The sequence below is a fragment of the Bradyrhizobium sp. CFUWI genome (assembly GCF_056429085.1).
Map to the genome: position 1 here is coordinate 167,910 of NZ_JBWJZE010000006.1, position 13,184 is coordinate 181,093.

General features: G+C 66.7%; 12 protein-coding genes. All 12 read left to right on the forward strand.

The genetic code is table 11. The annotated features are described in order from the left end of the window. Positions 1-5: 5 nt before the first annotated feature. The 12 genes from AC066S_RS15425 to AC066S_RS15480 all read left to right on the forward strand — a co-directional run bounded on the left by AC066S_RS15425 (position 6) and on the right by AC066S_RS15480 (position 13,183). Positions 6-2,906 carry a flotillin family protein gene (locus AC066S_RS15425; protein WP_135169959.1) on the forward strand — a complete coding sequence of 967 codons (2,901 nt, stop codon included), beginning with the start codon at positions 6-8 and terminating at the stop codon, positions 2,904-2,906. Positions 2,907-2,915: 9 nt separating this feature from the next. Then, a complete protein-coding gene (locus AC066S_RS15430) occupies positions 2,916-3,353 on the forward strand; it encodes an SRPBCC family protein (protein ID WP_028136904.1) in 438 nt (145 codons plus the stop codon). An 87-nt stretch (positions 3,354-3,440) separates the two neighbouring features. Next, on the forward strand, positions 3,441-3,884 hold the full coding sequence (locus tag AC066S_RS15435; protein ID WP_135164304.1) for an SRPBCC family protein: 444 nt from the start codon (positions 3,441-3,443) through the stop codon (positions 3,882-3,884). Positions 3,885-3,886: 2 nt separating this feature from the next. Beyond that, positions 3,887-4,705, forward strand: coding sequence for an FAD binding domain-containing protein (locus AC066S_RS15440; RefSeq protein ID WP_126258219.1), 819 nt, complete (start codon positions 3,887-3,889; stop codon positions 4,703-4,705). A gap of 5 nt (positions 4,706-4,710) precedes the next feature. Then, positions 4,711-5,187, forward strand: a complete 477-nt coding sequence (locus AC066S_RS15445; RefSeq protein ID WP_478270096.1) for a (2Fe-2S)-binding protein — start codon at positions 4,711-4,713, stop codon at positions 5,185-5,187. Between the two features lie 13 nt (positions 5,188-5,200). Continuing rightward, a complete protein-coding gene (locus AC066S_RS15450; protein WP_478270097.1) occupies positions 5,201-6,793 on the forward strand; it encodes a xanthine dehydrogenase family protein molybdopterin-binding subunit in 1,593 nt (530 codons plus the stop codon). 1 nt (position 6,794) lies between these two features. Then, complete coding sequence (locus AC066S_RS15455; protein ID WP_027521178.1) at positions 6,795-7,817, forward strand: xanthine dehydrogenase family protein molybdopterin-binding subunit; 1,023 nt, start codon at positions 6,795-6,797, stop codon at positions 7,815-7,817. Between the two features lie 10 nt (positions 7,818-7,827). Then, entirely contained in the window at positions 7,828-8,709 is an 882-nt protein-coding gene (locus tag AC066S_RS15460) for an AAA family ATPase (protein ID WP_126258215.1), read from the forward strand. Further along, a complete protein-coding gene (locus AC066S_RS15465; protein ID WP_478270098.1) occupies positions 8,706-9,827 on the forward strand; it encodes a vWA domain-containing protein in 1,122 nt (373 codons plus the stop codon). Before AC066S_RS15460 ends, AC066S_RS15465 begins: the two co-directional genes overlap by 4 nt. Further along, positions 9,824-10,708 (forward strand): amidohydrolase family protein, encoded by an 885-nt coding sequence (locus AC066S_RS15470; protein ID WP_478270099.1) that lies wholly within the window; start codon positions 9,824-9,826, stop codon positions 10,706-10,708. The genes AC066S_RS15465 and AC066S_RS15470 overlap by 4 nt, the downstream gene beginning before the upstream one ends. Before the next feature lie 31 nt (positions 10,709-10,739). Then, complete coding sequence (locus tag AC066S_RS15475) at positions 10,740-11,588, forward strand: N-acyl homoserine lactonase family protein (RefSeq protein WP_126258212.1); 849 nt, start codon at positions 10,740-10,742, stop codon at positions 11,586-11,588. 20 nt (positions 11,589-11,608) lie between these two features. Continuing rightward, positions 11,609-13,183 carry an isochorismatase family protein gene (locus AC066S_RS15480; RefSeq protein WP_126258211.1) on the forward strand — a complete coding sequence of 525 codons (1,575 nt, stop codon included), beginning with the start codon at positions 11,609-11,611 and terminating at the stop codon, positions 13,181-13,183. Position 13,184: the final 1 nt, after the last annotated feature.

Genomic DNA, 13,184 nt, shown 5'->3' on the forward strand with positions numbered 1-13,184 from the left:
GAAACATGTCAGGGATCCTGGTCGGCGAGCTCATCCTCTGGCTGATCGTCGCAGTCGTCGTCATCGTGGTCGGCGTCTACATCGTCAACTGGCTCTACCACCGCTCATCCAAGGAGGTGTCGTTCGTCCGGACCGGCTTCCTCGGCGAGCGCGTCGTGATCAACGGCGGCGCCTTCGTGCTGCCCTTCATCCACGACTACACCTCCGTCAACATGAACGTGCTGCCGATGGGCATCGTGCGTTCAAAGCAGGATGCGGTCATCACCCGCGATCGCATGCGGGTCGACATCGAGGCCGACTTCTACGTCCGCGTCCGGGCGACCCGTGAAGCCGTCTCGATCGCGGCTGCGACGCTCGGCCGCCGCACCATGGAGCCGGAGCAGTTGCACGCGCTGCTGGCCGGCAAGTTCATCTCTGCGATCCGCTCGGTCGCTTCGGAAATGACCCTCGAGGAGATGCATGAGCGGCGCGGCGACTATGTCGAGCGGGTCAAGACCAATGCGGCAGAAGCCCTCGCCCAGAACGGTCTCGAGCTGGAATCGGTCGCCATCACCGATCTCGACCAGACCGACCTCGAATTCTTCAACCCGTCGAACCGGTTCGACGCCGAAGGCTTGACCCGCCTGATGGAGGACATCGAGGCCCGGCGCAAGCTGCGCAACGACATCGAGCAGGACTCGATGATCAAGATCCGCACCCGCAATCTGGAGGCCGAACGTCAGGCGCTCGACATCGAGCGCGAGAGCGAGACCGCGCGGCTGGAGCAGGAACGCGACATCGAAATGCGCCGCGCGCTCCAGCGCACGGAAGTCGCCCGCGAGCGCGCGCTGCGCGAGACCGAGGCCGAGCAGGCCCACATCTCGGCGCGCGAGGCGATCGAACGTGCGCGGATCGCCAATGAGCAGGCGATCGCGGAGGCCCGCATCGCCTCCGAGCGCGAGACCCGCCAGAAGGAGATTGAGCGCACCCGCACCATCGAGGAGAAGGAGCTGCTGGCGCGCGAGGAGATCGAGAAGACCCGGATCACCAACCAGCGCGCGATCGATACGACGCGGATTGCGTCGGAACGCGAAGTCCGCCAGCGCGAGATCGAGCGGATGCGCACCGTGGAGGAAGCCGAGATCGCCGCCCGCGAGGCGATCGAGAAAGCCCGCATCCAGCAGGATCGTGTCGTCACCGACGCCCGCATCGCCAACGAGGAAGAGACCAGGCGCCGCGAGATCGAACGCACCCGTGCCGTCGACGAGGCCGAGATCGCCGCCCGCGAGGCCACCGAAAAGGCACGCATCGCCCAGACCTTGATCGTCAACGTCGAGCGCATCTCCTCCGACGAGCGTACCCGCGCGCTGGAGATCCACCAGGTGCGCACCATCCAGGAGGCCGAAATCGAGGCGCAGCGCGCCGTCGAAGCCGCCCGCATCGCCCGCGAACGGACGCTCGCCGCCGAGCGCATCGCCGCCGAGCAGAATACCCGGCAGCTGGAGATCGAGCGCAACCAGGCCCTCGAAGTCGCCGGCATCGCCGCGCGCGAGACCACCGAGGCCTCGCGCATCGCCCAGGAGGAGCGCGTGCGCTCGCTGGAAATCGCCCGCAACCGGGCCGTCGAGGAAGCGGACATCGCCTCCCGCGAGGCGATCGAGGCGGCGCGCATCGCCCAGGAGAAGGCCGTCGCGGCCGAGCGCATTCAGGCCGAGCGCGACACGCGCTCGCTGGAAATCGAGCGCACCGGCGTGCTGGAGGCCGCCGAGCTGAAGCGGCGCGATGCCATCGAGCGCCAACGCATTACGGTCGATCTCGCGCTCGAAGCCGAGCGCATCAACTCGTCCAAGAAGCGCGAGGTGCTCAACATCGAGCAGAAGAAGGCGATCGAGATTGCCGACGAAGACCGCGTCATCGCACTCTCCGCGAAAAAATCGGAGCGGATCGATGCCGACCGCCAGGTCCGGCAGGCCGAGATCGTTGCCCGCAAGGAGGTCGAGACCACGGACGTCTCGCGCGAGCAGGCGCTGGAAGCCGCGCGCCTCGAGCGCCGCCGCGCCATCGAGCAGCTCGAGGTCGCCCGCGTCCAGTCGCTGCAGGAGGCCGAGATCGCCTCCCGCGAAGAGGTCGAGCGCGCCCGCATCGCGTCCGATCGCGGCCTCGACGAGGCTCGCGTCGGCCGCGAGCGCGAGCTGCGCAAGCTCGAGGTCAACCGCGAAAAAGAGGTCGAGACGGTCCTGATGGAGAAGGCGATCGCCATCCACCAGAAGTCGCTGGAAGAATCCGCGGCCAAGGCGATGGCCGAGGAGGCGCGGATGCGGGCGACGGAAGCAACCGAGCGCGTCATTACCGCCCGCGAGAGCGAAATCGCAAAACGCCGCAAGACCGTCGAGGTGATGCTCGCCGAGAAACAGGCCGAGGAGACCCGCATCGCCGCGGAGGCCGAGCGCGTACGCGCGGCCGTCGAAGCCGAGGCGCAGCGGATGCTCAACGAGGCCGAGAACGTGCTCACCGACCAGGCGCGCTACTCTCTGTTCCGCAGAAAGCTGCTCGACCGGATCGAAGGCATCGTACGCGAAAGCGTCAAGCCGATGGAGAAGATCGAGGGCATCCGCATCCTCCAGGTCGACGGCCTCAACGGCCACGGAAACGGCAATGGCGGCCGCAGCGCCACCGACGAGGTCATCGATTCCGCGCTGCGCTATCGCGTCCAGGCGCCCCTGATCGACTCCATCCTGTCCGACATCGGCGTCGAGGGCGGCAGTCTTTCGAAAATGCCGGGCCTGATCCGCGAGGCCCGCGACATGCAAGGAATCAAGGAGTCCGCACGCAAGAGCGGCGGTGGCGGCGACAAGCCGGCCGCCTCCCCGCCTGCGGCCGAAGGTGGCGAACCGCCGACCGAGCGTGGGCCGCGGAAGAAGAGCTGAGGTCGCACCATGGCCCGCGTCTATGTCTCCACCGTCATCAACGCCCGCAACGACCGCGTCTGGGCGCGAGTGCGCGATTTCAACGGTCTGCCGAACTGGCATCCGGCCATCGCCGAAAGCCGAATCGAAGGCGGGGAGCCCTCGGACAAGATCGGTTGCGTCAGAGATTTTCGCCTGCGCAACGGCGACCGCATCCGCGAGAAGCTCTTGGGCCTCTCCGACTACGACATGTTCTGCACCTATTCGATCCTGGAATCCCCGATGGGCGTCGAGAACTACGTCGCGACGCTGCGGCTGACCCCCGTCACCGACGGCGACCAGACCTTTGTGGAATGGACCGCCGAGTTCGACTGCGCGCCGGAGCGCGAGACCGAACTCGTCGGCAATATCGGCGGTGGCGTGTTCCAGGGTGGGTTCGACGCGCTGAAGCGCGTGTTCGGAGGCTGACGTGACCAGACCTGTTTCGATCAAGGCTCACTGCGCCCCCTCGCCCCGCTTGCGGGGAGAGGTGAAGAGAACAACAAAGGGCTGACCGTGCCGCATATCGTCAAGAGCACGATTTTGGACGCGCCGACCGATGCGGCGTGGGCCATGCTGCGCGATTTCAACGGGCACGATCGCTGGCATCCCGCGGTCGCGACCTCCTCCATCGAGCGCGCGCAGTCCTCCGACAAGGTCGGCTGCGTCAGGCGTTTCAAGCTCAAGGACGGCTCCGAGCTGCGCGAGCAGCTGCTGGCGCTGTCCGACCTCGAACAGACCTTCAGCTATTGCCTGCTCGATACCCCGATTCCGATGTTCAATTACGTCGCCCATGTTCGCTTGCTGCCGGTCACCGACGGTGACCGCACTTTCTGGCATTGGGAGTCCCGCTTCACCACGAAGCCCGAGGACAAGGACCGCATCACCCATATGGTCGCCGAAGACATCTATCAAGCCGGATTCGATGCGATCCGCCGACACCTAAGGGAGGCCGCATAATCATGGCCGTGACGGTCAAGACCTTTACAAGCGCCAGCGAGGCGGCCGGCGCGCTGTCGTCGGATCGCAGCGCACGCTATCTCGGCGGCGGCACGCTGGTGATGCGCGCGTTGAACGAGGGCGACGTGTCGATCTCGACCGTTGTCCGCGCGCAGGATCAGGCCCTCACCCGGATCGACGCATCGGGTCCGCGCATCACGTTGGGGGCCGGCGTCACCTTCGCCCGCATCCTCGCCGAACGCGACCTCGCCTTCCTGCATGCTCCTGCCCGCTCGATCGGCGGTCCAGCCGTGCGCAACATGGGTACCGTCGGCGGCAACCTCTTTGCGCCAACTCCCTATGGCGATTTCACCGTCGCGCTGCTGGCGCTCGATGCCACCGTGGCCGTGCAAGGCGGCTTTGGCGCGCGCGACATTCCGATCGAGGAGTTCCTGCAGGCGCGCGACCGGCAGGCCGGGACACTCGTGCTGTCGGTGTCCTGCACCCGGCCAGGCAGCGCCGAGACGTTCCGCTATCGCAAGATCGCCCGCATCAAGCCGAAGGGCGGCTCGGTCATCACGCTGGCCGCGTATCTGCCGATCAGCGGCGGCCGGATCGCGGGCGCTCGCATCGCGCTGGGATCGATGGCACCGACGCAGATCCGCGCCCGTGCCGCCGAGCGGGCGCTGGAGGGCCGCTCGCTGGATGCCGCCACCATCGCGGCGGCCGCATCCGCAGCGACCGAAGGAACGTCGCCATCCGACAATGCGCTCGGCAGCGCCTGGTATCGCCGTGAGATCGTCGGCGTCCACCTGCGGCGCCTGCTGTCGGGACAGGACTAGAGCCCATGTCGAAAATCCCGCTTCAATTTCGTCACAACGGCCGCGACGTCGCGATCTTCGTCGAGGGCGGCACCAATCTGCTGGTCGCGCTGCGCGAGCTGATCGGCGACATGACGCCGAAATTCGGCTGCGGCCAGGGCGGCTGCGGCACCTGCAGCGTGCTGATTGACGGCGAGCTGCACCTGTCCTGCCTGACGCTCGCCGAGACGGTCGCCGGCCGCTCGGTCGAAACGCTCGACGGCATGAAGCAGGGACCGAACCTGCATCCGCTCCAGCGTGCCTTTGCCGACCATTTTGCCGCCCAGTGCGGCTATTGCACGCCGGGCATGCTGATGGCCGCAAAGGCCCTGCTCGACCGCAATCCCTCGCCGAGCCGCGACGAGGTCGTGGAGGCCATCTCCGGCAACATCTGCCGCTGCACCGGCTATGAGCCGATCATCAATGCCATTCTCGCCGCCGCAGGCGGCCGGGTCAGCGCCTGAAGGACGCCGCGCCATGCTGGAACTGCGCAAGGACATCTTCGCCGACGAGCGCGACGATAATCTCAAGGAAATCGGCAAGGGCACCCAGCGCCAGGACATGCTCGGGCACATCACGGGCACCTCGAGCTATTTCAATGACCATCAACTGCAAGGCATGTTGCACCTGAAGGTCGTGCGCTCGACACAGGCCCATGCGCGGCTGCGCCGCATCGATACCACGGACGCAGAACGCTCGGCCGGCGTCCGCCGGATCATTCGCGGCGCCGACGTTCCGGTCAATCTCAACACGCTTCTCAGCCTGATCAATTTCGGCAAGGACGACGAGCCCTCGCTGGCGGTCAACAAGGTGCGCTACAAGGGCGAGCCGATCCTCGCCATCGTCGCCGACAGCGAGCGCGAGGCGTTCGAGGCGATCGCAAAGGTCAGGATCGACTATGAGCCTCTGCCGACCGTGTTCGACGTCGAGGACGCGCTGAAACCCGGCGCCCCCGTGGTCAACGAGACCTATCCGAAGAACGCCTTCATCTATCACGACGTCTACGACCATCAGCGCCTGCGCTTCGGCGATGCGGACGCGGCGCTTGCGACCGCCGACCACGTGCTGGAACAGCGCTACCAGATGTCGCCGATCGAGCACGCGCCGACCGAGACCAACGGCGCCATTGCCGCGCCCGACACCAACGGACGCTACGTCGTCTACACCTCGACCCAGGCGCTGTTCTTCTCGGTCGACACCTGCGCCAAGATCCTGGATGTGCCCTCCAACACCTTCCACTTCATCGGCGGCACGGTCGGCGGCGGCTTTGGCGGCAAGGTCGACACCTTGACCGAGCCGCTCGCCATTCTCGGCGCAATGCTGACCGGGCGACCGGTGCGCTACGTGTTCGGGCGCGAGGAGGAGATGCAGTACGGCCCGCCGCGCGGCGCCGAGCGCATCTACATCAAGGACGGCGTCATGCGCGACGGCCGCATCGTCGCGCGCAAGATCCGGGCCTATTTCGACAGCGGCGCCTATACAAGGCTGTCCAGCTACGCCGCGGTGAAATGCGCCGCGCATCTGCCGGGCCCCTACACCATCCCCAACGTCTACGGCGACGTCTATTGCGTCTTCACCAACCGCACGCCGGCGACCGCGATGCGCGGCTTCGGCGTCACCGCGATGGATTTCGCCATCGAGTGCCAGATGGACAAGCTCGCAAATCTCGTCAGCATGGACCCGATGGAGTTTCGCATTCTCAACGCCTATCGCGACGGCGACATGAAGGCACATCGACGTGAGGCGAAAAACACGGCTCTCATCGAATGCGTCCAGGTTGCGGCCGAAAAGGCCAAATGGCCGATCCGCGACGAGTTCAAGCGCGCCTCCTCGCGCAAGGACGGCGGCGGCAACCGGGCCGTAATCCCGCCGACGCCGACGGATTCTTCGCGCGCGAGGCCGACGCCGGTCCAGCAGCGCACGAGCTATGACCGCGCGCCGGTGACCACGACACGGGAGCCGCCGCGCGATCCACCGCCGCCGGCGCCGCCGCCTCCCCCGCCGCGCCCAGCCGCGCCGTCGCACGGCGCGACGCGGTTCTCATCCGTGTTCGGGACCAGGAGACGCTGACATGACCCGGCATCGCGGACGCGGCATGGCGTCGATCAACTATCCCATCGGCATGAACCTCGGCGGCGATCCGAGCCAGGCCCTGGTTCACTCCAATCCCAGCGGCAAGTTCACGGTCGCGTTGTCCTCGATCGACCTCGGCCAGGGCATGAAGTCGGTGACGCGGCAGATCTGCGCCGAAACGCTCGGCGTTCCCGTCGAGGACGTCTATGTCGACACCGCCGATTCCGACACCGGCCCGCACTGCATGGGCTCGTTCGCCTCGCGCGGCACCCACCGCGTCGGCAATGCGGTGATGGCCGCCGCCCGCGAGGCGCGCGGGGTGATGATGGAAGCGGCGGCCGAGGAGCTGGAGGTCAATGCCGCCGACCTCGAGACCGACGGACGCGGCAACATCCACGTCAAGGGCGCGCCGCACCGTTCGATCTCGACCAAGGATGTCGCGATTGCCGCGCAGTTCAAGCAGGGCAAGACCATCTCGGGCCGCGGCATCTTTCTGGTCCCGCTTTCCGATGTCGATCCGGAGACCGGCGAGATGTCGCCGGCGACCTGTTACGCCCATGCCTGTCTCGTCGCAGAAGTCGAGGTCGATGACGAGACCGGCGAGGTCGCGATGGTCCGGATGGATTCCGCCTATGAGCTCGGCCGCGCGCTCAACCCCCGCCTGGTCGAACAGCAACTGGTCGGCGGCGCCTGGATGGGCGTCAGCCATGCGCTCTACGAGACCCCGGAGCCCTATTATCCCGATCCCGTTCATGGGCCCCGCGACTTCGTCGAATATTTGATGCCCGGCCCCGGCGACATCTGCCCGCACGATATCGCGGTGCTGGAGCGTCCGGCGCCCGATGGCCCCTTCGGGGCCAAGGGACCTGGTGAGATGTGCGCCAATCCGGTGCTGCCGGCCGTCGCGAACGCGATCTTCAACGCCGTCGGCGTCCGCATCGACGACCTGCCGATCACGCCCGAAAAGGTGCTGCGCGCGATCAAGGCCCAGGGTGGCGCGCGGCCGCAGGCGCGGCGTTAGAGGATCGGCCGTGGCGGTCCGCAGCAACATCGTCGGTATCGACAGCCCGGAGGCGCTGGAGAAAGCGCTGCGTGCCGCCTATTACCTCGCCGACGAGGGACTTGCGACCGCCGCCTATCTCGGCCTCGCACTCGGCAAGCCGCTGCTGCTGGAGGGCGCGCCGGGCGTCGGCAAGACGGAAGCCGCAAAAGCGATCGCTGCCGTACTCGGCCGCCGCTTGATCCGCCTGCAATGCTACGAAGGCATCGACGCCTCTGCCGCGCTCTATGAGTGGAACTATCCGCGCCAGATGCTGGCGATCCGCCAGGCTGGGGACGAGAGCATCGATATCTATGGCGAGGCTTTCCTGATCGAACGTCCCATGCTGGCCGTGCTTCGCGCACCCGATTCGACTGTGCTCCTGATCGACGAAATCGACCGCGCCGACCAGGAGTTCGAGGCGTTCCTGCTGGAATTCCTCTCGGACTTCCAGATCTCGATTCCCGAGCGCGGCACCGTGCGCGCCGCCGAGCGGCCCGTCGTCGTGCTGACCTCGAACCGGACGCGCGATCTTCACGAAGCCCTGCGGCGCCGCTGCGTCTATCACTGGATCGACTATCCGACCGCGGAGCGCGAGGCACGGATCATCATGATGCGCGCCTCCAGCGTCGCCGAGGCCACGGCCCGCGCCGTCGTCGCCGCCGTGGAAAGATTGCGGCGCGAGCCCCTGAGCAAGGCGCCCGGCATCGCCGAGGCTGTCGACTGGGCCGAAGCCGCGACGCTCCTCAACAAGGGCGGCGCGCGCTGGCCCGACGCCTTCAAGCGGTCGATCGGCGTGGCATTGAAGGATGAGGAGGATTTGCACTTCATCTCGCCCCGGCTCGACGCCATGCTCGCGGAGGCAACCGCATGAGTACCGAGCCCCGGCTTCCGCGCGCCGCCCGCGTCTTCGTCTCCTTCGTTGCACTGCTGCGTGCCAACAATTTTGCCGTCGCGCCGGAACAGACCACCGCGTTCCTCGCCGCGATCGAGCTGCTCGGCCCGCGTGACCTCAAGGATATCAGGCAGGCGGCGCTCGCCACCCTCGCTCCCCCGCCCGAGCGCCGCGCCACTTTCGACCGGCTGTTCGATCTGCACTTCCGCGGCAGCGAGGCGATCGAGCGCGCCGACGACGGCGAAGAGGACGAAACCGTCCGGCTTCAGGAGGAAGGCCGCGGCGACGAGGAGCCAATGCTGTCCGATGACGCCAATGAATCCGGCCTGACTGCCACACGTACCGAGGCGCTCGTCGAGCGCCGCTTCGCGCAAATCTCCACGACCGACGCACTGCGCCGCCTGGCGCGCGAGGCTCCACGACGCCTGCCGCGGCGGCGCGGTCACCGTCGCATGCGGACCCGCCGCGGTCCGTTCGCCGATCTCCGCCGCACCTTGCGTGACAGCGTTCGCAGCGACGGCGAGATCCTGCGGCTCGGCCACATGAAGCGGCGTCAGCGCCCGCGCAAGATGCTGCTGCTGATCGACGTCTCCGGTTCGATGAAGAGCCGCACCGAGGAGAACATGAAGCTCGCGCATGCGCTGGTGCAGGCTGCGCCCAATGTCGAGGTGTTCACCTTCGGCACGCGGCTCACCCGCGTCACCCGTCCGTTGCGGCTGAAGCGCCGCGAGCAGGCACTGAACGCGGCCGCGCATCTGGTCAGCGACTGGGACGGCGGCACCCGCATTGGCGACGCGCTCCAGGCCTTCCTCGCCGTGCCCCGCTTCGGCGGCTATGCCCGCGGCGCCGCTGTCGTAATCGTCTCGGACGGGCTGGAGCGCGGTGAACCCGATGCGCTGCGCGACGCGGTCGCAAAGCTGTCGCGGCGGGCCTGGCGGGTGAGCTGGCTGACGCCACTGGCGACAAGCCCCGGCTTCCGGCCTCAAACCGAGGCGCTCATGGCCATCGAGCGCTTCGTTGACGACCTCGTCGACGGCGGCTCGAGCGCGTCGATCGTCGCGCACATTCTGGCGCTGGGACGAAGGAGAGCTGCGTGACCGATATGATTGACGGGCATCACCACATCTGGCGGCAGGCCGACCTGCCCTGGCTGGTCGGCCCGATGCAGCCCCGCATCTTCGGACCCTACGAGCCAATCCGGCGCGATTATCCGATCCAGGAATATCTCGACGACCTCAAAGGCACCGGCGTCACCCGCTCGGTCTACGTCCAGACCAACTGGGCCAACGACCGTTTCGAGGACGAAGCCGCCTGGGTCCAGCAAACCGCCGACGCGCATGGCTGGCCCCATGCCATTGTCGCCTACGCCAATTTCGCCGTGGACGACGTGCGCCCGCAGCTCGACCGCCTGAAGCGCTATTCCCTGGTGCGCGGCGTCCGGATGCAGCTGCACTGGCACGAGAACCCGCTCTATCGCTTTGCAGCCCGCGCCGATCTCTGCGCCGATCCGATGATCCAGCGCAACATTGCGCACCTTGCCGACTATGGCTGGAGCTTCGATTTGCAGGTGTTCACGCCGCAAATGCCGCAGGCCGCTGCGCTCGCAGAAGCCTGCCCCAACGTGACCTTCATCCTCGAGCATGCCGGCATGCTCGAGGACCTCTCGCCCGCCGGCCGCGCAGCCTGGCGCGCCGGCGTCGCGCGGCTGGCAGCCTGTCCGAACGTGGTCTCGAAGCTGTCGGGGCTCGGCACCTTCATCCATCGCAACGACCCCGCGCATATTGCCGCCGTCGTCACTGACACGGTCGCGATCTTCGGCGCCGAACGCTGCCTGTTCGGCTCCAATTTTCCGATCGAGAAATTATGGACCAGCTATCGCGAGCTCGTCGATGCGTTTCGCGCAGCCGCTGCGCCGCTGAGCGCCGAGCAGAAGGACGCGATCTTCAAGACGACGGCAATGCGCGTCTACCGGCTTTGACAGGCAAGGGACAGGACAGGGAGAGCAACGAATGGCGCTGGAGATCAAGATCCTGGACTATGGCGATATCGAGCTGGAATCGAGCTTTCTGGTTCTCGGCCGCGATTGCGGTCGCACCCGCCGCGTCCTCACCCTCGGCTTCCTGATCCTCGGCGGGAAATACCCGGTCGTGGTCGACACCGGCTACCGCTCCAACCAGATCATGGAAACGCTGGGCATGCGCGGGCTTCAGTACCACGAGAACATGATCGAGAACCAGCTGGCGCGCCACGGCGTGCGCATGGGCGACGTCCGCTTCGTCTGCCACACCCATCTGCACATCGACCATGCCGGCAAGGACGATCTGTTTCCGATGAACACGACCGTGGTGCTCAACCGCAAGGAGCTGGAATATTCCGTCTCCGGCCTGATGCATCCGCAATACCCGGCGCCCGACATCAAGCACCTGATCGACCGCCTGCATACCAAGAGCGCGCTGCGTTTCCTTGATCTCGAGATCACCGGCCCGATCGAGCTGATGCCCGGCGTCTATTGCGACGCCGCCAATGCGCATACGGAGGGATCGATGAACGTCATCGTCGAGACCGCCGACGGCATCGCGACCATCTGCGGCGACGTGATCTACGACTTCAACGACCAGATCGTCACGCCCTTCAACGAGATCCACGACTGGGAGCCGCGCACCACCGGCAACCACGGCACCAGCAAGCGGGCGGAGAAGGCCTCGATCAAGAAGCTGCTCAGCAGTTCGCGCTATCTGCTGCCCGTGCACGACCGTCCCGCCAAGATCGAAGGCGGCAACGTCGTCGGGCGCCTGCACGATCAGGTCCCCGGACCGATCGTGCAATCGCTGCCGGCACGCAACTGGTTTCCGGCGTAACGTGACTTGAGGATCGAGCGATGACCCACGTCACCTTGCGAAGCGAATTCGAGACCCTGATCGACCCCTACGCGCCGGTCGCGCAGGTCGGCACTGGCTTCGACTTCACCGAGGGACCGGTCTGGCATCCGATCGATCACTATCTGCTGTTCTCGGACATGCCTGGTGACGTGCGGCGGCGCTGGGACCCGCGGCGCGGCGTCACCGAGGTCAAGCGCCCGTCGAACAAATGCAACGGCATGACCTATGACGCCGAGCTCAACCTGATCGTCTGCGAGCACGCGACCTCGCAGCTCATCCGCGAGCGACCGGACGGCCGGCGCGAGGTGCTCGCCTCGCACTTTCAGGGTCAGGAGCTGAACAGCCCGAACGACGTCTGCGTGCACTCCTCCGGCGCGATCTATTTCTCGGACCCGTGGTACGGCCGCATGCCGGTCTATGGCGTCGAGCGACCGCGGCAACTCGGGTTCCAGGGCGTCTATCGCGTCGTGCCCGGCGGCGAGCCGAAGCTCGTGGTGGACCGCACCCTGTTCGACCAGCCGAACGGATTGTGCTTCGCGCCGGACGAGAAGCTGCTCTATGTCAACGACACCGTCCAGGCGCTGATCCGCGTGTTCGAGGTCGCTGGCGACGGCTCGCTGTCCAATGCGCGCGTGTTCGCCAGCGGCATCCGCTCCGAGCTCGAGCCCGGACTGCCCGACGGCATGAAGTGCGACCAGCACGGCAATGTCTGGGTCACCGCGCCGGGCGGCGTCTGGGTTTATTCGCCGCGCGGCGAATTGCTCGGCAAGGTCCGCCTTCCCGAGCTGGTCGCCAACCTCGCCTGGGGCGGCCCGGATTTCCGCACGCTGTATCTGACCTCGACGCACTCGGTCTACGCTATCCCGACCAAGGTCGGCCCACGCCATGAGCCATATATGAACGCCAGACCTGCAAGTGGCACCGCGGCTGCCGGCTCCGCACCTGCTGCCCCCATCCTGGCCGACGGCGAGATGCATCTCGACCCGCAGCGCTGTGCCATGATCATCCAGGATCTTCAGAATGACGTCATCATGGCCGGCGGCGCGTTTGCCGAGTCCGGAGCGCCGGAGCATGCGCGGCAGCAGCACGTTGTCGAGAACGTTCGCCGTCTTGCCGAGACCGCGCGGGCCCGCGGCGTCGTCATCATCCATGTCTGGTTCGTCGTCGAGCCGGGCGCGCCCGGGGTAACGCTGAACGCCCCGCTGTTCGAAGGCCTGGTCGACAGCAAGGCGATGGTGCGCGGCAGCTGGGGCGCGGCGCCCGTGTCGGGTCTCGAGCCAAGGCCCGGCGATTTCGTGGTCGAGAAGATGCGGATGAGCGCCTGGGAGGGCACGCGGCTGGAGACGATCCTGAAGGCGACCGGCCGCGACATGATCATCAACACCGGCGCCTGGACCAACATGTCGATCGAGCACACCGCCCGCACCGGCGCCGACAAGGGCTATTTCATCATCGTGCCCGAGGATTGCTGCTCGACCATGAATGCCGATTGGCACAACGCCTCGATCAACTTCGCCATGCAGAACGTCGCGATCGTCACCCGGGCGGACGCCGTCATCCGGGCGTTGGGATGAC

What these genes read in the sequence shown, in the direction of transcription:
- AC066S_RS15425 (WP_135169959.1), top strand. Translation starts at nt 6, where the DNA reads ATGTCAGGGATCCTGGTCGGCGAGCTCATCCTCTGGCTGATCGTCGCA.
- AC066S_RS15430 (WP_028136904.1), top strand. Translation starts at nt 2,916, where the DNA reads ATGGCCCGCGTCTATGTCTCCACCGTCATCAACGCCCGCAACGACCGC.
- AC066S_RS15440 (WP_126258219.1), top strand. Translation starts at nt 3,887, where the DNA reads ATGGCCGTGACGGTCAAGACCTTTACAAGCGCCAGCGAGGCGGCCGGC.
- AC066S_RS15445 (WP_478270096.1), top strand. Translation starts at nt 4,711, where the DNA reads ATGTCGAAAATCCCGCTTCAATTTCGTCACAACGGCCGCGACGTCGCG.
- AC066S_RS15450 (WP_478270097.1), top strand. Translation starts at nt 5,201, where the DNA reads ATGCTGGAACTGCGCAAGGACATCTTCGCCGACGAGCGCGACGATAAT.
- AC066S_RS15455 (WP_027521178.1), top strand. Translation starts at nt 6,795, where the DNA reads ATGACCCGGCATCGCGGACGCGGCATGGCGTCGATCAACTATCCCATC.
- AC066S_RS15465 (WP_478270098.1), top strand. Translation starts at nt 8,706, where the DNA reads ATGAGTACCGAGCCCCGGCTTCCGCGCGCCGCCCGCGTCTTCGTCTCC.
- AC066S_RS15475 (WP_126258212.1), top strand. Translation starts at nt 10,740, where the DNA reads ATGGCGCTGGAGATCAAGATCCTGGACTATGGCGATATCGAGCTGGAA.
- AC066S_RS15480 (WP_126258211.1), top strand. Translation starts at nt 11,609, where the DNA reads ATGACCCACGTCACCTTGCGAAGCGAATTCGAGACCCTGATCGACCCC.